The sequence below is a fragment of the Paraburkholderia sp. J94 genome, from assembly GCF_905220285.1.
GTDB classification, from domain to species: Bacteria; Pseudomonadota; Gammaproteobacteria; order Burkholderiales; family Burkholderiaceae; genus Paraburkholderia; species Paraburkholderia tropica_A.
Map to the genome: position 1 here is coordinate 119,338 of NZ_CAJMZH010000016.1, position 20,717 is coordinate 140,054.

Annotated in this window: 25 protein-coding genes; 14 read left to right on the forward strand and 11 right to left on the reverse strand. The window is 63.0% G+C overall.

Going from position 1 to position 20,717, the window contains the following annotated elements:
* The first annotated feature begins 166 nt into the window (after window positions 1-166).
* The 4 genes from U4Y88_RS29420 (at window position 167) to U4Y88_RS29435 (ending at window position 3,169) form a co-directional block, all read left to right on the forward strand.
* Window positions 167-859 (forward strand): hypothetical protein, encoded by a 693-nt coding sequence (locus U4Y88_RS29420; RefSeq protein ID WP_321788175.1) that lies wholly within the window; start codon window positions 167-169, stop codon window positions 857-859.
* 14 nt (window positions 860-873) lie between these two features.
* Entirely contained in the window at window positions 874-1,467 is a 594-nt protein-coding gene (locus U4Y88_RS29425) for a single-stranded DNA-binding protein (RefSeq protein WP_321788177.1), read from the forward strand.
* 248 nt (window positions 1,468-1,715) lie between these two features.
* Window positions 1,716-2,852 carry a primase-helicase zinc-binding domain-containing protein gene (locus tag U4Y88_RS29430; RefSeq protein WP_321788179.1) on the forward strand — a complete coding sequence of 379 codons (1,137 nt, stop codon included), beginning with the start codon at window positions 1,716-1,718 and terminating at the stop codon, window positions 2,850-2,852.
* A 98-nt stretch (window positions 2,853-2,950) separates the two neighbouring features.
* On the forward strand, window positions 2,951-3,169 hold the full coding sequence (locus tag U4Y88_RS29435) for a hypothetical protein (RefSeq protein WP_065058056.1): 219 nt from the start codon (window positions 2,951-2,953) through the stop codon (window positions 3,167-3,169).
* A 64-nt stretch (window positions 3,170-3,233) separates the two neighbouring features.
* On the opposite strand, the gene U4Y88_RS29440 is transcribed toward U4Y88_RS29435, so the two are convergent.
* From U4Y88_RS29440 to U4Y88_RS29455, 4 genes are all read right to left on the reverse strand, one after another.
* Entirely contained in the window at window positions 3,234-3,482 is a 249-nt protein-coding gene (locus U4Y88_RS29440) for a hypothetical protein (protein WP_321788181.1), read from the reverse strand.
* Window positions 3,482-3,643 (reverse strand): hypothetical protein, encoded by a 162-nt coding sequence (locus tag U4Y88_RS29445; RefSeq protein WP_321788183.1) that lies wholly within the window; start codon window positions 3,641-3,643, stop codon window positions 3,482-3,484. The genes U4Y88_RS29440 and U4Y88_RS29445 overlap by 1 nt, the downstream gene beginning before the upstream one ends.
* 121 nt (window positions 3,644-3,764) lie before the next feature.
* A complete protein-coding gene (locus U4Y88_RS29450; RefSeq protein WP_321788185.1) occupies window positions 3,765-4,139 on the reverse strand; it encodes a hypothetical protein in 375 nt (124 codons plus the stop codon).
* On the reverse strand, window positions 4,136-5,146 hold the full coding sequence (locus tag U4Y88_RS29455) for a PRTRC system protein D (protein WP_321788187.1): 1,011 nt from the start codon (window positions 5,144-5,146) through the stop codon (window positions 4,136-4,138). Before U4Y88_RS29455 ends, U4Y88_RS29450 begins: the two co-directional genes overlap by 4 nt.
* 1,185 nt (window positions 5,147-6,331) lie before the next feature.
* Here U4Y88_RS29455 and U4Y88_RS29460 point away from each other — a divergent pair.
* Window positions 6,332-7,465 carry an integrase domain-containing protein gene (locus U4Y88_RS29460; protein ID WP_321788189.1) on the forward strand — a complete coding sequence of 378 codons (1,134 nt, stop codon included), beginning with the start codon at window positions 6,332-6,334 and terminating at the stop codon, window positions 7,463-7,465.
* Window positions 7,466-7,757: 292 nt separating this feature from the next.
* Here U4Y88_RS29460 and U4Y88_RS29465 read toward each other — a convergent pair whose 3' ends face one another.
* The 6 genes from U4Y88_RS29465 to U4Y88_RS29490 all read right to left on the reverse strand — a co-directional run bounded on the left by U4Y88_RS29465 (window position 7,758) and on the right by U4Y88_RS29490 (window position 12,686).
* Window positions 7,758-8,537, reverse strand: coding sequence for a Lar family restriction alleviation protein (locus tag U4Y88_RS29465; RefSeq protein ID WP_321788191.1), 780 nt, complete (start codon window positions 8,535-8,537; stop codon window positions 7,758-7,760).
* Between the two features lie 24 nt (window positions 8,538-8,561).
* Window positions 8,562-9,644: a phage Gp37/Gp68 family protein gene (locus tag U4Y88_RS29470; RefSeq protein ID WP_321788193.1), complete on the reverse strand. Its 1,083-nt coding sequence runs from the start codon at window positions 9,642-9,644 to the stop codon at window positions 8,562-8,564.
* Between the two features lie 2 nt (window positions 9,645-9,646).
* Complete coding sequence (locus U4Y88_RS29475) at window positions 9,647-10,297, reverse strand: hypothetical protein (RefSeq protein WP_321788195.1); 651 nt, start codon at window positions 10,295-10,297, stop codon at window positions 9,647-9,649.
* 62 nt (window positions 10,298-10,359) lie between these two features.
* Entirely contained in the window at window positions 10,360-11,577 is a 1,218-nt protein-coding gene (locus tag U4Y88_RS29480) for a DUF1173 family protein (protein WP_321788197.1), read from the reverse strand.
* Between the two features lie 31 nt (window positions 11,578-11,608).
* Window positions 11,609-11,950 (reverse strand): hypothetical protein, encoded by a 342-nt coding sequence (locus U4Y88_RS29485; RefSeq protein WP_321788199.1) that lies wholly within the window; start codon window positions 11,948-11,950, stop codon window positions 11,609-11,611.
* A 16-nt stretch (window positions 11,951-11,966) separates the two neighbouring features.
* On the reverse strand, window positions 11,967-12,686 hold the full coding sequence (locus U4Y88_RS29490; protein ID WP_321788201.1) for a hypothetical protein: 720 nt from the start codon (window positions 12,684-12,686) through the stop codon (window positions 11,967-11,969).
* 542 nt (window positions 12,687-13,228) lie between these two features.
* On the opposite strand from U4Y88_RS29490, the gene U4Y88_RS29495 reads away from it, so the two are divergent.
* From U4Y88_RS29495 to U4Y88_RS29535, 9 genes are all read left to right on the forward strand, one after another.
* Window positions 13,229-14,059 (forward strand): N-6 DNA methylase, encoded by an 831-nt coding sequence (locus tag U4Y88_RS29495; RefSeq protein WP_321788203.1) that lies wholly within the window; start codon window positions 13,229-13,231, stop codon window positions 14,057-14,059.
* A gap of 37 nt (window positions 14,060-14,096) precedes the next feature.
* Window positions 14,097-14,249 carry a hypothetical protein gene (locus U4Y88_RS29500; protein ID WP_321788205.1) on the forward strand — a complete coding sequence of 51 codons (153 nt, stop codon included), beginning with the start codon at window positions 14,097-14,099 and terminating at the stop codon, window positions 14,247-14,249.
* 212 nt (window positions 14,250-14,461) lie between these two features.
* Window positions 14,462-16,120, forward strand: a complete 1,659-nt coding sequence (locus U4Y88_RS29505) for a PRTRC system ParB family protein (protein ID WP_321788365.1) — start codon at window positions 14,462-14,464, stop codon at window positions 16,118-16,120.
* Between the two features lie 87 nt (window positions 16,121-16,207).
* Entirely contained in the window at window positions 16,208-16,678 is a 471-nt protein-coding gene (locus tag U4Y88_RS29510; protein ID WP_321788207.1) for a PRTRC system protein E, read from the forward strand.
* 11 nt (window positions 16,679-16,689) lie between these two features.
* Window positions 16,690-16,908 (forward strand): PRTRC system protein C, encoded by a 219-nt coding sequence (locus tag U4Y88_RS29515; RefSeq protein WP_321788209.1) that lies wholly within the window; start codon window positions 16,690-16,692, stop codon window positions 16,906-16,908.
* Between the two features lie 96 nt (window positions 16,909-17,004).
* Window positions 17,005-18,144 (forward strand): PRTRC system protein F, encoded by a 1,140-nt coding sequence (locus U4Y88_RS29520; RefSeq protein WP_321788211.1) that lies wholly within the window; start codon window positions 17,005-17,007, stop codon window positions 18,142-18,144.
* 9 nt (window positions 18,145-18,153) lie between these two features.
* The gene (locus tag U4Y88_RS29525) at window positions 18,154-18,873 is read left to right on the forward strand and encodes a PRTRC system protein B (RefSeq protein WP_321788213.1); all 720 of its coding nucleotides are present in this window, start codon (window positions 18,154-18,156) and stop codon (window positions 18,871-18,873) included.
* Window positions 18,870-19,505 (forward strand): PRTRC system protein A, encoded by a 636-nt coding sequence (locus tag U4Y88_RS29530; protein WP_321788215.1) that lies wholly within the window; start codon window positions 18,870-18,872, stop codon window positions 19,503-19,505. The genes U4Y88_RS29525 and U4Y88_RS29530 overlap by 4 nt, the downstream gene beginning before the upstream one ends.
* On the forward strand, window positions 19,502-20,314 hold the full coding sequence (locus tag U4Y88_RS29535; RefSeq protein ID WP_321788217.1) for a PRTRC system ThiF family protein: 813 nt from the start codon (window positions 19,502-19,504) through the stop codon (window positions 20,312-20,314). The genes U4Y88_RS29530 and U4Y88_RS29535 overlap by 4 nt, the downstream gene beginning before the upstream one ends.
* An 81-nt stretch (window positions 20,315-20,395) precedes the next feature.
* Here the strand turns inward: U4Y88_RS29535 and U4Y88_RS29540 are convergent, their stop codons facing one another.
* Window positions 20,396-20,716: a DUF2471 family protein gene (locus U4Y88_RS29540; protein ID WP_321788219.1), complete on the reverse strand. Its 321-nt coding sequence runs from the start codon at window positions 20,714-20,716 to the stop codon at window positions 20,396-20,398.
* Window position 20,717: the final 1 nt, after the last annotated feature.

Sequence of the window (20,717 nt, forward strand, 5' to 3'; positions counted from 1 at the left end):
GGCCGCCCATCACCTTTTCCGCGCTTTCGCGGATCTCTTCTCGTCGCCTCCGGGCGACGTCCGTAAATCAAAGCCTGCACAGTCCCCGACCGCAGCGGCTGCGCCTTGTGCGCCACCGCCCGCAGAACCGCGGCCCGTTGGAATGGGGGCAGCGAACGAAACGTTCGTGACTATCGACGATATACCCAATCTCTTCGTCGACGAGGGCGATGGTGTCGTGCAGTTCGTCCCTGCGTTCGAAGAGGGCGCGCGCGGAACACCGTTCGGCACGAAGATTCTTCCCGAACTGGCACCGCACTGGTCGTTTCGTCGCGAGCACAAGGTCCCGCTCAAGGACGCAATCGCAGCGGCAATTCGGGAATGCGGCACGTCGATGTCAGCACCTGCACCGACGTCGGCGGTTCAGGCCCAATCGTCTGTCGTGCAGCAATCGGGGCCAGCGCACGCACACGCGCATGACCCGGGTGCAACGCAGGACGCGTGTCGGGTTTCGCATGCGCCATCGCTTGAGCGGCGCGGGACGCGTGAATCGTCGCGAGATCGAGCTGACATGCTCGCTGCGATGCACGGCAGGATCGTGAGCTGGGGTGAGGAGAAGTTTCCGAACCGTAAGCCCAAAGGCAAGCCGTTTTACACGTCGTTCGCCATGCGCATCGCCACCGCGATGGGCGAACAGGTCCTGCAAGGCGAAGGCCTGAAGGACGCGATTGCCGAGTCGCATTGCCAGGTCGGCGACACCGTTTCGGTGCGGCGGCTCAGAAAAATCCAGGTTCTCGCGTTCCGCGAAGGCGGCGAACCGGTCATGAAAGACGGGCAGCAGGTCCTCTGGGACAAGTGGCTCTGGTCCATCACACGTTAATTACAGGAGTTTCCATGGCAGCAGTCAACAAGGTCATCCTCGTCGGGAATCTCGGCGCGGAACCGGAAGTACGTTATCTGCCCAGCGGTGACGCTGTGGCCAACATCCGGCTCGCAACCACCGACCGCTACAAGGACAAGGCGTCGGGCGAGTTCAAGGAGATGACCGAGTGGCACCGGGTGGTGTTCTTCGGCCGTCTCGCGGAAATCGTGAGCGAGTATCTGAAGAAGGGTTCGTCTGTGTATCTCGAAGGCCGTCTGCGCACACGCAAGTGGCAGGCACAGGACGGCACCGATCGTTACTCGACCGAGATCGTCGCGGACAATATGCAGATGCTCGGCGGCCGTAGTGGCGGCGAGCGGCGCGAGCCCGGTGACGACGATGGGTTCGAACAGGACTCGCGCGCCGCGCGAGCTTCGCAGCCGCAGCGTTCGTCGCAGCCGGCAGCGGGCGGTCGTTCCGCTCGTGCGCAGCCAGCTGGGGCAGGTCGGTCAGCGCCGCCCGCGTCTTCGAATGGCGGCGGCGGTGGCTTCGGCGGCTTCGATCAGGTCGAGGATGATATCCCCTTCCGACAGGTTTACGCCCGCGCGGCGTGGGCAGCAATCTGATCCCGAAAGGGCTCACCTTTACGATTTGTTGATCCCGCAAATCCTCACCTACGTTTCGCGGCGCACCTTCGGGTGCGTCGTGCGACGCCTCTCTCTGCATCGCGCGATCGCGCGCTGATTCACTTCGACCGACACAGGAAACCTGCTGAAAAGAGCGACTCGCGCACGCGGGCGGCTCTTTTGAGCACGAGTTTTCACGCCTGTTGCTCAGGCACCGACCCAACCCACTTCCCTATGGAGAGTGACATATGAGTACGACTGGACGCGGGCTGTCACCCGAGCAGTACGAGTGGCTGCAACGCACGCTGAAGGGATTCACGCTCTCTCCGCAGGCGTGGATCTCGACCCTGATGAGTTACGGCATCCCCGCAGACTATCTCACCGGACACGCGACAGCGTGCCCGGTGTGTGGCGGCGATGACCGTTTCACGTATGACAACCGTAACGGCCGCGGCGACTGGGTATGTCGTCAGTGTAACGACGGCACTCCGATGGCTGGCGACGGCCTGCAACTGATCACCCGCGTGAGCCGCATCGGCCTCTTCAAGCTGATGCGGGAACTCACGGGAGGCGCGCCGTCGTCGACGCGCCCTGTTGCGGACTTCAAGGCGCCACGCCCGAAACGCAAGGCGAGCCCCGCGTTCGTTGAAAAGCGACTGAACGGTATGTGGCAGGACGCCAGGTGCCAGACCGTCGGCGATCTCTCGATGCGTTATCTGCAGGAGCGTGTGCCGGGCCTGACGTCTGGTCCATCTACTGCGTTGCGACTCGGTGTGCTCGAGTACCGGCACGACGGGGCGGTGCTGGGTGAATGGCCCGGCATCCTGGCGCGGTTCGAGTTGCCCGACGGGCGGCTCGGCACTTTGCATCGCACGTTCCTCGACCCGGTCAAGCCGGCCAAGGCAACGATCGTGTCTGCGGACGGCGAAATCCTCGATACGAAGCTCAACGACATGACGCTCAACCCGCTCGCGGGCGGCGCAGTGCGTCTGATGCAGCCGGTTGATGGCGAGATCGGTGTTGGCGAGGGGCTGGAGACGGTGTACGGCGCCTTCATGGAAACCGGCGTGCCGGTCTGGAACTGCCTGAACCGTGTATTGCTCTCGAAATTCGTCGTACCGGAAGGACTCGGTATCAAGGTCGTGCACATCTTCATGGACTTCGATCACATTGACGTGAAGACCGGGAAATCGCCCGGCGTTGCGGCTGGAATGGTACTCGCGAAGCGCCTGCGGTCCGAGGGCTACACCGTCGTGCAGCATCGCCCGCGCGTGCGCGGCACCGATTTCGCCGACCAGTGGAAAGCGCGGTTTCTTGCAGCACATGAAGGTGCGCCAGTGGGTACTCGGTTAGCACGCGCTTCGCGCGCGGCGTTGACAGCCTGACTTATCGCCGGCTCGACCGGCTTTTCAATAGACCTGCCCGGTGGGGATTCGTCCCCGCCGGGGATGGTCCGCCCGGGCTCTTTTTCTTGAGGCAGAAAATGAGCTATTTCCAGATGAAGGTAGGCAACCGTTTCACCATCGTCGCGACAAACGGCGCGGCCAACGGTCATCAGCCTGTCTGTAAATCCGAGGCGACGGGCTTCGACGTGTTCGACCGGAGCAGCTGCAAAACGGTTGTGCGGGACGAGCCGTTTGAAGAGGCTTTTGATTTTTGCACGCGACGACTCACGGTCCTCGCCGCGAAGCGCACGCAGTAATGCGCGCACCTGAAACAACGGCGGCCCCTTAGGGCCGCCTTTTTTTTTTGCGTGCACGCTGCGATCAAAGGAAGTTTCGGCGGCAGCGGAAAATGATCGAGAAGATCACGCGTACGACGTACAGGCCGCCGATAGCGACGAAGAAGCCAAAGCTCGCTGCTGTACCGATGACGACGGCCGCATCGTGCAGTCCGATGTGATACAGCCATGCGGAGGACACCCAGACGAGATAGAGCACAACGGCGATGGCGGCGCGCCGTGCAAGCGCCGGCCAGGACATGAAGCACGTCCATGCGCGTTCGAGGCGATCCATTATTGTTCCTTGCTATTCGTCTCGTGGGAGGCGTCGAACACGAGGCCTCCGACCATCCAGCCTGCGATGCCGACTGCGATAACGGCCGCGATGTACACCCACGTCAGCGGCTCGGACAGGCGCTGGCCATGAATGATTGCGTTGAGCAGTTGGTACTCCATGACGATTTCCTTTTGAGGTTTGGGTGTATGCACCGGTGCAAGGCGAATCCGGCCCGCGCTGCACTGGTGTCTTGAATTCATGTTCGCACGCCCAGCGAGAAGTCAAGGCGTACGCGGGCGGCTAGAGGAACCCGGCGAGACTGTCACCAAGGGCATCGGTCATGACGCTTGACTGCTCGCTCTCGTGTGCTATCGGAATGCTCTGCAGGCCCAGTTCATTGAGCGCTTCGTTCGTCTTCGTTGGGGCCGTCGCAGAGGCGCCATCATTGCGGCCGAACGCTTTGGTGTCGCTGCGTGTAGGCGATCCTGAATGGCGATCGTTCACGTTGGCGGCATCGTCGCGCGCAACGCTGCGTTCGCCACGAAGGTGCGCTTCCGCGCAGGCCTTGAACACCGCCGCGCGCTCGCGCGGCGAGGCGCAGGCGCTCAGCCGCGCGAACAGCAGCGGACTCAGGAGTTCTGTGACCGTGACCTCCATTACGAGTTTGCCGTTCATGCGGCGCGCCGTTCGCGTGCGAGTCCGGCTTCACCAGCGATCAGAAAGCCGCCGACATTCGCCACGCAGGGCGAGCCGATCATTTCGATCACGAGCCGGGGGAATGCGCGACGCAGCACTGCGGCGTAAAGAGCGGCGCCGCCGCCCGAGAGGATGATCGAGCGCAGGTTCGGCATCCTGCCGACGTTATTCTGGATCGCGAGCACGACGCCGGCGATGACGGGTTCGGCGCGCTCAAGGTAGGGCGCGAGGTCGATTTCTTTTCCATAGAAGCGGAACGTCGTGTGCTCGCGCAGGGCCTTGTCGATGAGCTCGATGCCTTCGACGTCGTCGCCTTCGTCTCGGGAGATCAGGCTGGCGATGCGCTGATAGATCTGCGACGCGCCGCCCGGCATACCGCCGCTGCGGGTGTCGTCCATCGCGAAGCCCTTCGCGTACACCCAGTCGGTCGTGAAATACCCTACGTCGACGACCAGGTGCTCGTCGTTGGGGTTAAACGCCTTGCCGCGCGAGCTGGATGCGGAGATGAGCGAGCCCAGCGGCTGGGGAAGCACCACCACCTTGTCGACCGTGACATAGCCGCAGCCGAAGTCCATGTCGCCGGCGAAGCGCTCCTTGAGGAGATCGGAATACTTCTTCAGGTTATGCACCGGCAGCCCGAGCACCAGCCGCTCGATGTGCGTGACGCCCGCAAAGTGAATCGCGCCGAAGAGCAGGGCCGCATAGTTGTTGGTGAGCACGTAGTCGTCGGCCAGGGCGCGGCCGGTCTTGCCGTACGCAGCGGTCAGCGACACGTCGGGGCCGACCTCGTATTCGATCCGGTCGATCGTCACGGTCGCGACCTTGCGCGAGGTAAGAACTGCATCGCCGTATCCGCTAAGCGAACGGGTAGCAGCCAACGGGGCGAGAGAGGGGAACATGTCGGTCGCGACCGTGCCGCTTGCTGCTCGGTACGCGCTTTTCGTGTTGCCGTAGCCGACGTCGATGGCGAAGACCGGGGTTTTCATGATGTGTGGCTCTCTTAAATGGTCGTTGAGTGGTGCGCCGAAAGTCCGGGGTAAAGTCCGGGTTTGTCGGCACCGAAAACGCTATCCCGGAGATTAGCCCGGGGTTTGTGCATGTCGCCTTCACGAACCCCGGTTTAATCCCGGAGTTTGCCTGGCAGCCCCAGGCAAACTCCGGGCAAATCTCCGGTATTGCTGAGTCCAGTCTATCGAGGCCATTGCAAAGTCAAGTCGCCGAAAGCGGGCGCGATGAGGGGATCTTTTGAGCGCCTGCGGTTGCGTTCTGCCCTTATCCTTGGCAATACCTGCTGCGTCCCTGACGCATCGACCTGAAGTGCAAGGCACTTCGTGCGTCTTTTTCGGGCCCGATGGGCCATCATCCCCGGCCCGAACGGGCCAGAAATCTCCCTCTGTCCGCGCTCCACTGTGAGGCGGATTTTTTTTCAGTCAAATCAAGTCCACCGTGATCCATATTGAGGACCACCGGACAGTGCGATATCCATACGATTGGCGGGTGTCCGCCGCAATGTGGCGTATTGAGGAAATGTGGACGCGGACAGTTGGACAGTTCGCGACCGCTCCTCATGCGCCTGCACACGTTCCTTCAGCCCACAGTGCTGGGTGCGTTCACGAAGCCCGATACACCGCGGCGGAGATGAACGTACTTCGGAACGGGGGAGAGCCTGCGCGCTGGCCACGCCAGTGATTCGCGCCTCCCTGTACGGAAGACATAACGGTCCGCGCAACCGTCACCAGAAACGCGCAACAGGAATTGCCCGGCAGTTGGCCAGGGCGGACGAGCGGCGACGCGCTGTTCGGTCCGTCCAGACGCAGCGATGCGTCCTCGGCCGGTCGGGTAGCCACGGCAGGCGGCAACGCAGTACAGGCAGCAAAAGCAGTTAAAGCGGGAGTGGGTTTGCGCGAAGCGCAATCCGGCCCGTGCCGCAGCAAGGTGGACAGTCGGACCGCATCTCTTCCGTGCGTCGGGCTGATCGGATGGAATCGCTAAAGGACAGGAAGGCAGCAAACCCCGCGCCGGGGCATCGGCGAAGCCGCATGGTAAGCGGCACGAAAATCAGGCCCGGGTGGCTGCGGACGTGATGCCAGGCAGGGGCGTCGCGCCGCAGGCACCGGGCGCGGCCCCGTGGCTGCCGGATTGGGCGACCACACAACGAGAACGGAGAAACCATGGCGGCGATCCTCAACGTGCGCGCGGTGGTGCGCAGCTACCGGCTCACGCCCACCGTATCGGCAGCGCTCATCCTGCTGCTTGATGAGCACGTGTCATCGGTGCATAGCCGCACGCGTATCAGCGCGAAGCCGCTGTCGATCAAGACGCAGGAATTCCGGGTGCGTGCGATCTGCGCGGCGCTAGTCGAGCTGCGGGAGGGCGGGTTCGCGCTTGCGAGCCCGTGGAACGTGCGGCGCAAGCATATTGAATGGCTGGTGCAGCGCTGGGTGGACGCGAAGCAAAGTGGCGGCACCATCGAAAACAAGCTCACGTATCTGCGTGCGCTGGCCGGATGGATGAACAAGGACAATCTCGTGGGCACGCTTGGCGAGTACGTGAGCCGCAAGGACGCAGGTCTGTTGCGTTCGTATGTCGCCGAGGTCGACCGGTCATGGGATGCCAATGGTGTGAATGCCCACGAGAAGATTGCGGAGATCGCCGCGAGCTGCCCGCGCGTAGCTGTGCAGTTGAGGCTACAGGCGGCTTTTGGGCTGCGCATCGAGGAAAGTTTCATGTTGCAACCGGTGCGCGCGGTCAACGACGTCGACATGCTGCTGGAGGTGACGCGGGGCACGAAGGGCGGTCGTGACCGTGCGGTGCCGATCGAAGAAAAATATGCTGTCCTTGAGGCGGCGGCCCGGCTTGCGAATCCCCTGACGGGTTCGACGGTGCCGGCGGACCGGACACTCAAGCAATGGCGGGACTGGTATTACCACGTGCTTGCGCGGCATGGCATCACGAAATCGGGGCTCGGCGTGACAAGCCATGGCCTGCGCCACCAGTATCTGCAGGAGGTCTACGAGAGATGGGCGGGCGTGGCGGCTCCCGTCAAGCAAACTGGCGAGCGTCCCGATGCCGAGCGACATGCGCAGGCGATCAGGCTGGTGGTGGAGGCCGCTGGCCATAGTCGGCCGACGAAGGCCAACGCCTATATTTCGACGTTTGCACGTCAGGCGCGATTGTCGAAACCGAATCCGACCATCGACGAGGTGAGGGCGGCGCTGGCCGCCGCAGGCGGGAACAAGACGCACGCGGCCGCTGCGCTCGGCGTGTCACGGCAAGCGCTCTATCGGTTGCTCGATGCCGGCTGAGCTATCGGCGCGGCGTTATTGGTCTGAGGAAATTGTGTGCGCGGGCGCAGACTGCGCGCGCAGCACCGACGGCAATATGCATGGGCCAATGGCCGCTTTTCGGAGGAGCGGCAAATGGGTGCCAAAGAACCAACGATACGGGGGAAACGAGAGACAACGTGCGGGGCACAATGACGTTGTTGTCTCTCAGATTCTGGCTTCCCCGGCACTCGCCAGGATCATCCTTGGACCGGCCTCTATATCTATATACAGGCCGGTTTTTTTTCGCCTGCGCTCTTTGCTCCGTGCGCAATCACCATCGATCGCGGTCGGGCAGCGAATCGACTGCCGAGGCAATCAGGTCTTCGAACAGGCGGTCCCGGTCTTCGGGATGGGTGTATACCTTTGGGAACTGTACATAACGCTCGCCGTCGATATCGACCCACTTCGTAAGCTGGACCAACTTGCGATAGCGCGCGGCGTCATTGAGTACCGGATCAATCGGCCACGAGTCGAACGTAACCACGGTCGCATCGACAAGTCGGCGCGCAATCATCTTGATTGCCGGTCCAAGCTCTGACCAGTCTCCTTCCAGCCGTGAAATGAGTTCGATGATGGCCGGGATATCGGCCGTGCCCAATTCACGTTCGACGAGCCGTTGAAGCTCCGTCTTTTCGGCTTCGGGCCGGTTGAGGCGCCGGTTCCATATGTGAGCGGCGGTATTGCGCGCCGCGGTATCGTCTTCCCCACATGGCTGCCACGGCGTCTGCATGCCGCATTCGCCGCAGTAGATGCAAACGAGCGGTTCTGTCGCAGGTGCTTCTGGCGGCCGCATTGCGGTGTCCCCGTTCCGCGGCGGTCCGGCAAAACGCCCCCAGCGTGACGGATCGTAGATCGGGTCCGGGCAGGGAGATATGAGTCGCTGGGATCGACCGACGGTGGGTCGGCCGCCGCAGTGATCACAGGGTACAAGCTGCTCGTACATGGCGAGAGAGTTGGTTGTTAGTGAGATCGGGGCCATTATCCGATTTCTTAACATTTCCAATTCCGCAAGATGCGCAGCGGATTGGCTCCAACTCAATCGAATCAACATGAAAGCTTCGGTCCGGGCTTCCTCTCAGACGGGCGCGGCGACCGGGGTAGGTTGCCTCGGGTAACGTTCCTTGTGCACGGGAAATCCGTCATGGGTCCGCCCGTCGAGCAGGCGACCGGCGAGTTTTTTGCCGATGCCGAGCGTGTACGTGTCGCCTGGCTGAAAGATCGCGGCATCGCTTGCGAGGCGCAATTCACCGCTCGAGGAGAGCGATCCGGCCACACGCGCGGCGTCGCGCTGCATGCCGTCCGCCTGGTCGGCGGGGAGCCACTCTCCCCATTGTTTGAAGAGGAACGGCACGCGTGCGAGCGCGCATTGGTCCCGCAGCGCGCGCGCCCAATGCGTATGCATGGGACGGGCTCCCGGTCCACTCTCACCGCCGGCGATCACCCAGTCGATCACGTCGTGCATCCCTGGCTGGTGGATCGGGTCGCTCACGTGGCCAGCGCACGTTGCGCAATAGCCTTCCTCGTATCTCGTGCTCTGGACGAAACTGGTTTCGCATCGTGGCCAGCCCAGCGTGAGAAAGTCGCTGATGTCCACGGGTCCAAGCAAGGGCTCCATGCTGAGGAATTTGACCGCCGCGGGCGTTTCAAGCAGCTTCGGGATGTCGCGATCGGCTTCGCGCTGGTCGACGACCGTTGCGCCGAGCCAGACGTTGGGCCACGGATTCCCGTCCCACGTCTTCGCGCCGGAGGTCATCTCCTGAACCGCCTCGTTGAGCATGGCCCGCGCGTTGCCGATCCGCTTGGTGAGGATCAGCCAGTCCAGGTCGGGCGTCTGTGCGATCAGGCGGAGAAGATCGGCGCGCCACGCGGCGGGCACGTCGTTGTCGAAAACATCGGACAGCGAGGCGCAGAACACGCGTTGCCGGCGGCCATGCTCCGCGAAGAACGTTGCGTGCGCAGCATTCCAGCGCTTCGGTTTTCGCCACGTCGAAACGGCTGTGCGATGGCGGGGCTCTCCTGCTCCCCATTTGACGCCGAGAATGCGTGTGGCGCGTTCGCGCTCGGCGTAGCAGTGGTCGCAGCCCGGCGACACCTTGGTACACCCGAGCCAGGGATTGAAACTGTGGTCGGCCCATTCGATGGCGGTGTTCTCTGCCATGCTCAGGCTCCAGGTGTATCGTCGTGGTTGCCGGCGAGCACGTATTCGCGGATCGTTTGCATCGAATGGGCGTCTGCGCGGGCAGTTGCTCCCTTGAGGACGGACTCGTCGAGGGGCGTGCACATCCGATTGAGGGCGGCGAGGACGTTCTCGGGAATTGGATTGTCGATGACGTCGCGCGCGAGCAGCTCGGCATCGTCGAGAGCGTTCGAGACACCGGTGCGGGCGAGACCGTCAGGCAACGCGAGCAGGTCGATCCGTGCGTGGGCGAGCGTCGCGAACAGACGACCGGCGCGCTCCCGCGGCGGCTTCGGTCCTGAGCCGTAGCGTGCGTCACGCTGCGCGGCGGCAGCGTCTTCTGTTTCCAGCAGCGCGTCGGCAGCACAGCAGAGCAGTCGGGCTGTGCGCCAGTTCTGGTTGTCGAGCGATTGCAGGCCAAGCTGCACGAGCTTGAGCGCGCGGTAATACAGCCATGCAGCGACGGGGCCGGAGTCTTTCGACTCCATCGGGTTCGGATAAAGCGGCGGCAACGAGTCGAGCCATCGCTGGACATCAGCGACGCTCACGCTGTCGGTGGGGCATCCGGGGAAGACCAGGCGATGGCTGGCTTCAACTTCGGGGCTTCTGGCGGTGGCTCTGGCAGAGTGGGGCATGGCGCGTTCCGTGGGTTGTTGAGGCTCAGTGCTCATACAAGCGTACGGTGCGCCGCCCAAAGTCAAGTTCGCGCGAAAGCGGGCGGCAGCGCAACACGTTCGAGCGGTTCGCGATCGACGTTCCACTCGACGGCCGGGATGCCGCGCGCCGTGCGAAGCGCCTGCTTCTGCGCTTTGCGTCGCTCGTAGCTGGCGAGGCCATTCATGCCGTAGACCTCGATGTGTACGGTGGGCCTGTCCAGAAGCACGAAGTCCGGCAGCATGTCGTCGCCGTCTGCCATGCGAATCGGCTTTTCGAAGGCACGCCGCTCCACAGCGAGGCGGTTGGCCATTGCGACCTCATGGATGGAATCGCAGGGCAGAAACGTCGACGAGCACAGCATCGCCGCCAGATCGACAACGCGCAGGTGGCCTTTGGCCGTGCGTTCGACAAGCAGCAGGGCAATGACGCGCGCGCTCGCGTCGCCGATCGCGCGCCACGCGTGCGCGTAGGCCTTCGCCGCATGCCCGGTGAGCTCGGCGGTCGCAAAATATTTCTGTCGTCGCTGGCGCAGTGTGATGGATTTGCCGTATGGCGTGTCGGCGACTTCGCCCAGCTCCCCGACGATCAATGCTCGGCGCGAGACGCTTCCGTCGTTAGTTATCCGCGCCAGAAATGAGTCGAACTCGGCATTGATCGCCTTGCGCTCGCTTTCGTCATATCGGCGCATCACGTGAAGCACCTCGTCCGCCGGCGTGCCGTTGATCTTCGCGTCTGCGCCGAGACCAGCGAGCAACATCGCGTTGACCGCGCCCCAGCCGCGCGCCATCGATGTGCCAGGCCACGACGTCAGTCCGGCGCTGAGCCACAGCGTTTGCAGAAAAGCGAGAAGGGGTGCGCGGCGCCGGGTTGGTCGCGTTGATGTGGCGTTCGTCCGCTTGCGCGTGCCGGGTGTGGCATCGCGCTGGAATAGCGCGGCATCGAGGTGCACGTTCAGACCTTCTTGCGCGTTGATGATTGCCGCGGTCGCGTCGCTGCCGGGGCTGGGCCGGCCGCCTCCGGGATCTTTCCGGAAGTCGCCGCCTCGCGCGTGATGTTCGCCGTCGTCGGGCCAGCCGGCGAGGTGGAACAGCGAGCCGTACCGACGAATGACGAGACGGCGAGGCCGATCATGGTTGCAGTGGCAAAGGGCGTAACCTGGCGTGACCTTTGCACGTTCAAGGGCTCGGGCATAGCGGGCGGGGCGCTCCTGGAGCTCGGAGAGCGCAACGCGCTCGCTGGAGAACGAGACGTCAGGCATGGCGGTCCTCGGTAGTGGGATGGCTTGCGACTCAGGCGACGATCTGGAGCAACTCTTCATGGCCACGCCAGAAAGTGCCGTGGTCAGTGTCGAGCACGGTGACCATGCCGGAGTTCGGATCGTGCTCGGTGACGACACCCTCGCCCCAGTCTGTCAGGCCAGCCTGGTAGAGCACGCGTCGCATGCGCAGAGGCATCGAACCGGATGGAGGGCTTAATGGAGTGGTGGCCATCGTTTCATGATGGCGTCGTGGTGCGTTGTCCGCGACCCGAAAGCAGGCGTAATTTGCGTTGCTTTGCAGGTGAGACGAATAACCGGCAAAAGCTCCACAAAAAGTGAAGCTTTCCGCCGAAATGCTTGCAAGCGCTTGCAAACCTGGATTGACGACGTCAGAAGGCGCTCGTGCGATGGATCAGCACACTTCCGCTTGCCGCGACGCACAGTGTTCGGCGGATGCGCCGATAGAGGTCGTTGCGAAAGGGCTGCAACACCGACAGTGACGGGGCGAAGGCCATGCGGGAACCTGTCAGTAACAGGTACACGAGGGCGAAGCAATTCACGAGCGCCTGTGCGAGGGCGTGAAGCACCGTCCCGAGCGCAGGAGCGTTGGCGGAGTTCGTAACGACAAAGGACACGCACGTGCCGACAGCCAGCGCGAAGCCTGTGGGCGCAAACAGGCAGCATGCGAGCGCATAGAGACCCAGGAAGGTCGCCATCACAAGAGCCGTGTACCCTGCATTTCGTAGCAACACACCGACCAGGTCTTGGAGCGCGAGGACATAGTTGCGTGGATCGTTAGCACACGCCATTCGCATCTCGGCGTAGGCCGCCTCGGAGACTTCGCCGACCCTTACGCCGTTGATCTCGACGGTCATGACGTGCGATGTACTCGACCGGGCCATGTTATTGCGCAACTGGGCGAGCTTCAGGCGTCTGGCACCTTCCAGACCGAGTGCGGCAGCAAGCGAGAAAATCACCACTTGCGCTACCTTGAGGTGGTCGGTGCCGGAAAGCGACGGCAGGCCGAAAAGCAGAAAGACGACCAACGACGAGACTGCAGTGAAGGCGAGCGAACCCACCCACGCGCGCCGCCTGTATAGATCTGGCATTTGAATTCTCCTGTGTATGCGCGGGCATCATTGCCACGCGAGTCCATTCTCCCGTGTGCGCTGCGCGGGCAACGTGCGCAAAGAGCGTGAAAGCCAACGCCATAGGCGTACTAAGCATGCGCCAGGGAAATTTATCCACAGACTTATCCAGGAAATCTGTGGATAAGCGCACGAGCACGAAAGAGGGCGGCAGGCTGTCCTCTTTCGCCGTGCCGAAACTGTTATGTGGCGCTTACGATCGGTGCTGCTTTCGCGTCATCGACGCATCGACCTTCCAGCGACCGCTGGACATTTCTTAACTATCTCGCAGGGAGCACCCTTGAAAACGCTCAGGTGGCTTCACGACAACCTATTTCATCTCGTCATGATTCCGGTGTTCGCCGTCGCATATGGGGTTATCGCGCTCGGCGTCGCGCAATCACTTGGAATACCCATTCCGCGCTGATCGCGCATTGAGTTGCTGGCCACGGCCGGCGAATTATTTTCCCTCTGGGGCATGACTGCCCCGATGGGCTCATGCCTCCTTCAACTACGGAGCGGGCATGAGCCGCAAGAGCGCAGAGCGCAAATTCAACTACACAGCAGATGAACACCAGCGCGAGCTGGTCTCCCTGCTCAAGCAGTTCTCTTACGGCCATCACCTCGACACGGTGTTTCGCGATTTCGTCGAGATGGCGGCGCTTGCGATCAGCAATCGCGTGGACCGCGCGCAGTACGACGCGCGGGAGAAGCGTTACATGGAGATCGTGCGCAAGTACAAACCGGAAGAGGTAAAACGCTTCCCGGCAATGTTCGCCGCACTGACCGGGACATTCGAAGTTCGTGTGCAGGGCATGCTGGACGGCAGCGGCGTAGGCCTCACTGACGTGCTTGGCGAGACCTACATGATGCTCGGTATCAGCAACGATCGCAGCGGGCAGTTCTTTACGCCGTACGCGGTATCGAAGCTGATGGCCGGATTGCTCGGCGGGGACGTGGCTGCACGTGCCGACGCGCAGGGCTTCGCTCGCGTGCAGGAACCGGCATGCGGTGCTGGCGGCATGATCATCGCCACTGCCGAGGCATTCCACGAGGCGGGCGTGAACTATCAGCAGGCGCTTCACGCGACCTGCGTTGATATCGACCCCTGCTGTGTGCACATGGCCTACGTGCAGTTATCGTTGCTTCACGTTCCCGCAATGGTCGTACACGGCAACACGCTCAGCATGCAGGTGTGGGGCCATTGGTACACCCCCGCGCACGTGCTCGGCGGCTGGAACCAGAAACTGAAAATGCGCCGCGCGTGGGATGCGTTGCGTGGTCTGCTTGACGGTGGCGCGCGCGATGCGTGCTCAGCACGACGACGCTGCTCTGTTGCCGCCGCCCGTCGTTGAACAGGTCTTCGAACCTGAACCGATGGCGGGACCGGCGATGTCGGAGGATTTCGCCGACGTCGCCGTGCTCGAACAGCCCGCCGAAGTCGTTGATACGGACGGACTCGCCGATATGTTCGAGGAAGCCGTTGGCGCGCAGCCGCACGCGAACGCGTTCTTCGAGATCGTCGATCAGCTTGCGCTGTTCTGAACGAAGGCCCGGGACCAAATCCCGGGCTTTTGTTTTTTTAAAAGCCGTATCGGAAATCTGATCTTTTCCGGCGCGTGGCGTCCATTGGCGCGATATCGTTCACTCACCTACCGCGCTTTTCGCGCATCGACTCAGGCCCGCATGGCCTATTTTTCTTCACCCTTCGGGAATCCTCTCCCATTGGGGGCGGGTTCCCTCTCAGGAGACCCGCAATGCAATCCAATACGCTTCGCCTCGGCGACATTCAACCCGGCCGCAACCCGCGCAAGTATTTCGATCCCGCGAAGATGGCGGAAATGATCGAGTCCGTGCGCGCGCAGGGTGTCATTCAACCCGTGCTCGTGCGTCCGCTCGAAGACGGCCAGCATCAGCTCGTCGCGGGTGAGCGCCGCCTTCGTGCCGCACGCGAAGCCCACGGCGAGGACTACCCGATGCCTGTCGTCATTCGCGAGATGGATGAGTTTGAAGCGCGCTCTCTGGCGCTGATCGAAAACATCCAGCGCGATGACATGGCACCCTCGGAGGAGGCTGTCGCAGCAGCGGAGATCGTTGGCCTCTGCCAGGGGGACCGTGACGAGGCCGCGCGCCAGCTCGGCTGGACACGTGCCGTTCTCGACGCGCGCCTCGCGCTGATGAATTGCAGTGCGTCCGTTCTGGACGCGCTCAATACCCGCACGATCAAGCTCGGCCACGCCGAACTGTTCGCCGCTTTCACGAAAGAACAGCAGGACAAGATCCTGCCGGTCGTTGTGAAAGAGGGGCATACGGTCGCCGATCTGAAAAGCGTGCTGGAGCGAGCCGCGTGCTCGCTTAATGCAGCGATCTTCGACAAGACGGACTGTGCTGGCTGCCAGCACAACTCGGCCGCTCAGGCAGAAATGTTTGGCGAATCCATCGGCACCGGCAACTGCACGAACCGCAACTGCTACAACGAGAGGACGGAAAAGCAGCTCGACGCAACGGCCGCAGGCCTGCGCGACGAGTTCCAGACCGTTCGGATCGTGCGTCCAGGCGACAACCACACGCGCATCCAGCTCGTGGCAGATGGCGCGAAGGGCGTGGGCGTCGAACAGTCGAAGGCGTGCTATGCATGCCAGAACTTCGGCGCCGCGGTCAGCGCTCTGCCCGACTCGCTCGGCAAGGTCTACAAGGGCCAGTGCTTCGACACCGTCTGCAACATGAAGAAGGTGGCGGCGCGCATCAAGAGCGAGAAGGCGGAGCCCGCAGCTGCGAAAGCGGCTTCGTCAAATGGCACGTCGAAGGCTTCGAGCGCTGCGAAGGGCGAGAAGCCCGCTGCGGCTGCACCCGAAGCGACGGTGGTGTCCGAGTCCGACCGCGTGAAGACGTATCGCGTTGCGCTCTGGCGCAAGGCGCTGCGTCGCGAGGTGAGTCAGGATGCGGCGCTCGCGCGTCGATACCTGCTCGCGATCGTGGCGACGGGGCAGGCGCGCAGCATCGAGGCGGGCCCGCTCAACACGATCTGGGAACGCCTCATCGACGACAAGCCGTCTGTTGGCGACTTCGGCAAGGCTGCAACCGCGGCCGCGACGCTGGCCGCCGACAACGAAGGCAAGTTGATGATCGCCGTCACGATGTCCGCAATTCAGGGCGTCGACGTTCCGTATCTCACGTCCATGTGCCGTCACCACAGGCTCGATCTTGCAAAGCACTGGAAGCTCGATAAGGAGTTTCTGGAGCTGATCACGAAATCGGAAATGAAGGTGGTGGCCGACGAACTGGGGCTGCGCGCAGCGATGGGCGAGAACTTCAAAAAGGTGTTCGGCAAATCGAAGTCCGAAGTGATCGACGCGTTGCTGTCGGTCGATGGCTTCGATTACGCGGGCAAGGTTCTGAAGGTCCTGAAGTTTTGATGCATGCCGCGGCGTTCGCCGTGGCTTTTCCATTTTGCGCCGCCCGGTCTGATGACCGCGCGGCGCTTTTCATTTGAGAGGTTATTCATGTTCCAGCAACTCGAAGCGCTCGTGCGTGAGACCGGCAAGGTCACGCTCATGATGAAGATGGCCGGTGACCAGATGTCGGTGGTCGTGATGCCGTGCGCGGACTCGAAAGAGGCCGCGCTGCGCCAGCCTCTCGTCCTCACCGCAACGCCGGCGGAACTTGATGCGGGTTTCGTGCAGGCGCTGCATTCGTTCGAAGGCGCACACCGCTCCCTTGCGGAGCAGGTGAGCGCGACGACCGAGATCCTGCAGGCGGCCGAGAAGTCGCAGGCGGGCAAGGCGCAGAAGGCGCTGTCGAAGGGCTCGAAACCGGCGCTTCCCGCGCCGAAGGGGGCGTCCGACGACGATGCTGATGACGCAGACGATACCGAACGTGGTGACGACACGACGGACTCGACGCAGGCATCTGACACGCCCCCGCCCGCACAGGCAGGTGGCGACGGCAAGACCGATCTCTTCGCGCTTCTTTGAGGAGACAGGCCATGACGATCAGCATCGCAAAGCTCATCCGCGAGTTCACCTACAACGGCATGAAGTTTGCCGACCCCGGCCCGGCGTTCAGCCCGAACGATGTTCGTGATCTCTTCTCGGCGCAGTATCCCGAGCTCACGACCGCAACGGTCGACGGGCCCGAGATCGCCGGGGACATCGCCACCTACAAGTTTGTCCGCGCGGCGGGTGCCAAGGGCTCCCATGCGTAAGGACACGCTATTGCGTGCTCTCCGTGAGGGGAGCCTCTCCACTGCACAGGAACCGCCCGAGAGGGCGGTTTTTCTTTCCGACGAGGAATCTGCACTATGTTCTTCGACCCTTCGAGAACTGATCAAGACGTCGAGGGCGGCCCGCTCACGAGCTGGCAACCGCCACGCGCTGCCGCTGCCCGAGATCGAACTTCCGATGATTTTCTGAGCCTGCCATCGGTCGCTGCGCAGGTGCCGCTGTCGGGCACCATGAAGTGGAAGGTCAGCGAAGAGATGTCTGCGCTGATCCTCGCGCATTTTCGCTATGGCCCGTTGCGGGCGGCGGACGTGCACGAACCGTCGGACGAGCTCAACGCGTTTTCCCAGGCGTTCTTTGCCTGGGTGGCGCGGCAGAAGAGCGAGTTCTCCCGGTTGACGGTTCGCCCCATGCTGCTCGATGCCAACGCGGTTGGTACGACGCTCGAGCATGTGTGTCTGGAAAAAGACTTCATCGCTGCGTCCCCCTTGTATCTGGGGTTTGGCCTGCCAGACGAAAACCTCTTCGAGATGGCTTCGCATGTTGAGGCGCTGCGCTCTGCGCATCCGCTTTTGCTGCGCACCGTACTCAACGTCATTGACGAGGCCTCGTATCGCACTGTGATGGTCCGCTCGCCCCAGTGGTTTCTCGGCGAGTTTGCGGCGTGGTTCTGGGATGGCGATCCCGATGCGTCCGACGAGGACGCGATGGAGGCGCTCAGGGAGCGCTTTGGCGCGGACGATTCCGACATCGCAGCGTATCTGCCCTCAACGGCCAGGCCGCTGATTTGTCCGGACGATGCGATGCCGGTCAGTTGGCGCGATGGCAAATGGCGACGTCGGCCGATGCTTTCGCCGACGCAGATCAGGTCGCTGCGCCCGAGGCTTCGCGGCAAGGCGCGCAGGGTCTGCACTGAACTGCTCGCGCTGGGTTCGTTGATGCGAAAAAGCCGAACCCGGGATCTTCTGCGCGGAGAGCCGTCGATCATGCCGCTGTTTTCGGCCGTCTCGTTTGTGGTGTCGGGCGATGAGACCTACGTGGGTCAGATCCTCGACGGCACGATCGAATCGGCTTACCAGGGCGGCGACCACTGCGAGTTCGCCGCGTTTTCCCCTCTGTCCACCAGGGCAGGCGACATCCGCAGGCAGTACGCGGACTGGTCGCTTGCTTTCCAGATCATGACTCGCCTCGACAGGCTCCTGTCGCTGGTGACCTCCTAGGAGCATTCCATGAAAAATGTCGTTACCGGCAAGGTCGGCAGCGCAGTTGCGCTGACCTCTGCAATCCTGCTCTACGAAGGGGCAAACGGTGCGTGCTACGCAACCGTTCATCCTGTCGAGCGTCAGGGGCGTAGCGAACGCACGGTCATCGGCGCAGGTCGGCCGGTCACGCGCGACGCGCTCGTCACGGCACTGCGCGCGCTCGACGAGAACGCTGCCGCCAAAGCGGCGTTTCTTCCACCCACGGTGCTTGGTCTGAACAGCCGCGCGGTGACCTGGTGGTGTCCGCCTGCGATGCGCCGCGTGTTCTTCAAGTCTGAGGAGATCGGCAGGCGCACGGCCGTTGTGCCGCATCCGGGGCTGGTTTTTCAGGCCGGGAATCACGGTTTTCGCGTGTTCTCCGTCAACGTTGCTGACCGTCCGGGCCCGGACACTCCGTTGTTCGAGCCGCCGTACTTCAACACGTGGGACGGCGGCCTGATCTGTGTGGGTTCGGCTCGCGTGCCAACGCACATCGACGTCGACTCGATCGCGGGCTGGGAATCGGGCTTCTTCGATTCCGCGTTCACCCATCCGAACAACGGTGGGAAGCGCGTCGCCTATGAGAACGGCGAATTTGCTTTCTGGCGCGACATGCTCGATGGCAAATTCAGCGCATTTCCTCTCGAAGCGCTGGTGCCCACCGGGGAAACGGTACTTGATCTGATCCACTCGCGAGGTGTGGCATGAATCCGGTCGATGTTGCCCTGCAGGGCTCGTTCCCTTCGGTCATGGTCCCGACGCGCGAGCCTGTCGCGCCGATGGGCGGCCCCGGTGAGCGTCTGCTCATCGCGTCCAACGGCGTGTTCCTCGAGATCAGCCGGCCATGGGTGCGTCTCGTGCGACGGCTCTCGTCGTTCGACTGGCGCACGCCCGTGCCGTACGGCGCGGCGGCCGAGCACACCGACCTGAAGTGCGGGCCGGTGCCTGCAGGCCTCGTGGCGCAGTTCGCGCAGATGGCCAGCGCGGCATTGCCGAATGAGGCCGGAGCATGGATCGTGTGGAACGCGGAGTCGGGCGATTTTCGCCTGGTGGCGCTTTCTTCGTTGTCGCACGGTCCGGGCCATCTGCATTACGAGCGGCCCGAGTTGCAGGCCGGTGAATGCCTCGTCGTCGACTGCCACTCGCATGGTCACAGCCGTGCGTACTTCTCATCGACGGACGATCGCGATGACCAGCACGACGTGAAGTTCGCGCTCGTGCTGGGTAACTGCGATCGCACGCCGTCGGTAGCGCTGCGGTTGTGCATCAAGGGGCGTTTCGAAGTCGCTGGCGCGGTGCCGCAGAACTGGATGGCGGCACTCGCAGGGGAGGTCGTATGAGCGCGATCCTGCACGCAACGCCCGAGAGCATGCTCACGGGTGCCTGGAACGTGGTCGTGGTGGGCGCTGGCGGCACAGGCAGCGCGCTGCTGCCGTCGCTCGCGCGCCTGCATCACGCCATGATCGAGCTGGGTCATCCGGGCGGAATCAACTGCACGGTCTACGACGATGACACGGTCAGCGAGTTCAACGTCGGCAGGCAGGGCTTTTATCCCAACGACGTCGGGCATTACAAGGCGTCGTTGCTGGTGAACCGCCTGAACCTGCTGATGGGGACGAGCTGGACGGCTCTGCCGCGGCGTGTCGATTCCACGATCAACCTGCAAGCCGACATGGTGATCGGGTGCGTGGACTCGCGCGGCGCGCGGCATGCGATCGCCCAGGCGGCGAAACGCGGCAAGGTGCGTTACTACCTGGACTGCGGCAACGAGACGGATCGTGGCCAGGTCATTCTCGGCGAGTTCGGCAAGCCCCGGCACGACAGGCTGCCCCATGTGGGCGACCTGTTCCCGGACATGCTGAACGCGAAGAATGACAGTGGGGACGATACGCCTTCGTGTTCGATGGCGGACGCGCTGCGCAAGCAGTCGCTCGTCATCAATCAGGCGATCTCCGTGCAGGCGTTCAACCTGCTCTGGTCGCTCTTCCGCAACGGAGGCCTGACGTTCTCGGCGGTGTTCGTGAATCTCGCCACGGGACGCACGAACCCGGTGCCGATCGATCCCGCAGCATGGGCCCGGTTCGGCTACGAGGCGCCGCCAGAGAACAAGCCTGCGAAGAAAACCACGCGCCGCCGCAAGGCAGCATGATTCAAGTGAGAAGTTTTTTCCTTCGACAACGCCGCCCGCTTTTGCGGGCGGCTTTTTTTTCGCCCGTCGACCCGGGCGAGGTCAGTGCTCGACCTGAGTGTCGGAGGCGTCGAAAAGGGTCTGGATCAACGGATGCAAATTCCCACCGTCTCCTGAAAGCGCGGCGTCGTCCGGAGGCAGTTCAACCGTTGCGGCGAATGTCGCGAGCAGGTCGGCCGGCCAGCGCGATGCCAGGCCAACGTCGGCGAGCGCCTCGTCAAGGATGGCGCGTGCGGTGTCGCCGTTCAGCGCCATGCCCTGCGCGCGGTAGCGCTCGGCGATCACGCGGACGGTTTGTGCCACGTCGGCTTCGAACCGGGCGCGGCCGCGCCGGATGGCAAGTTGCTCGTCGAGGGAGGTCATG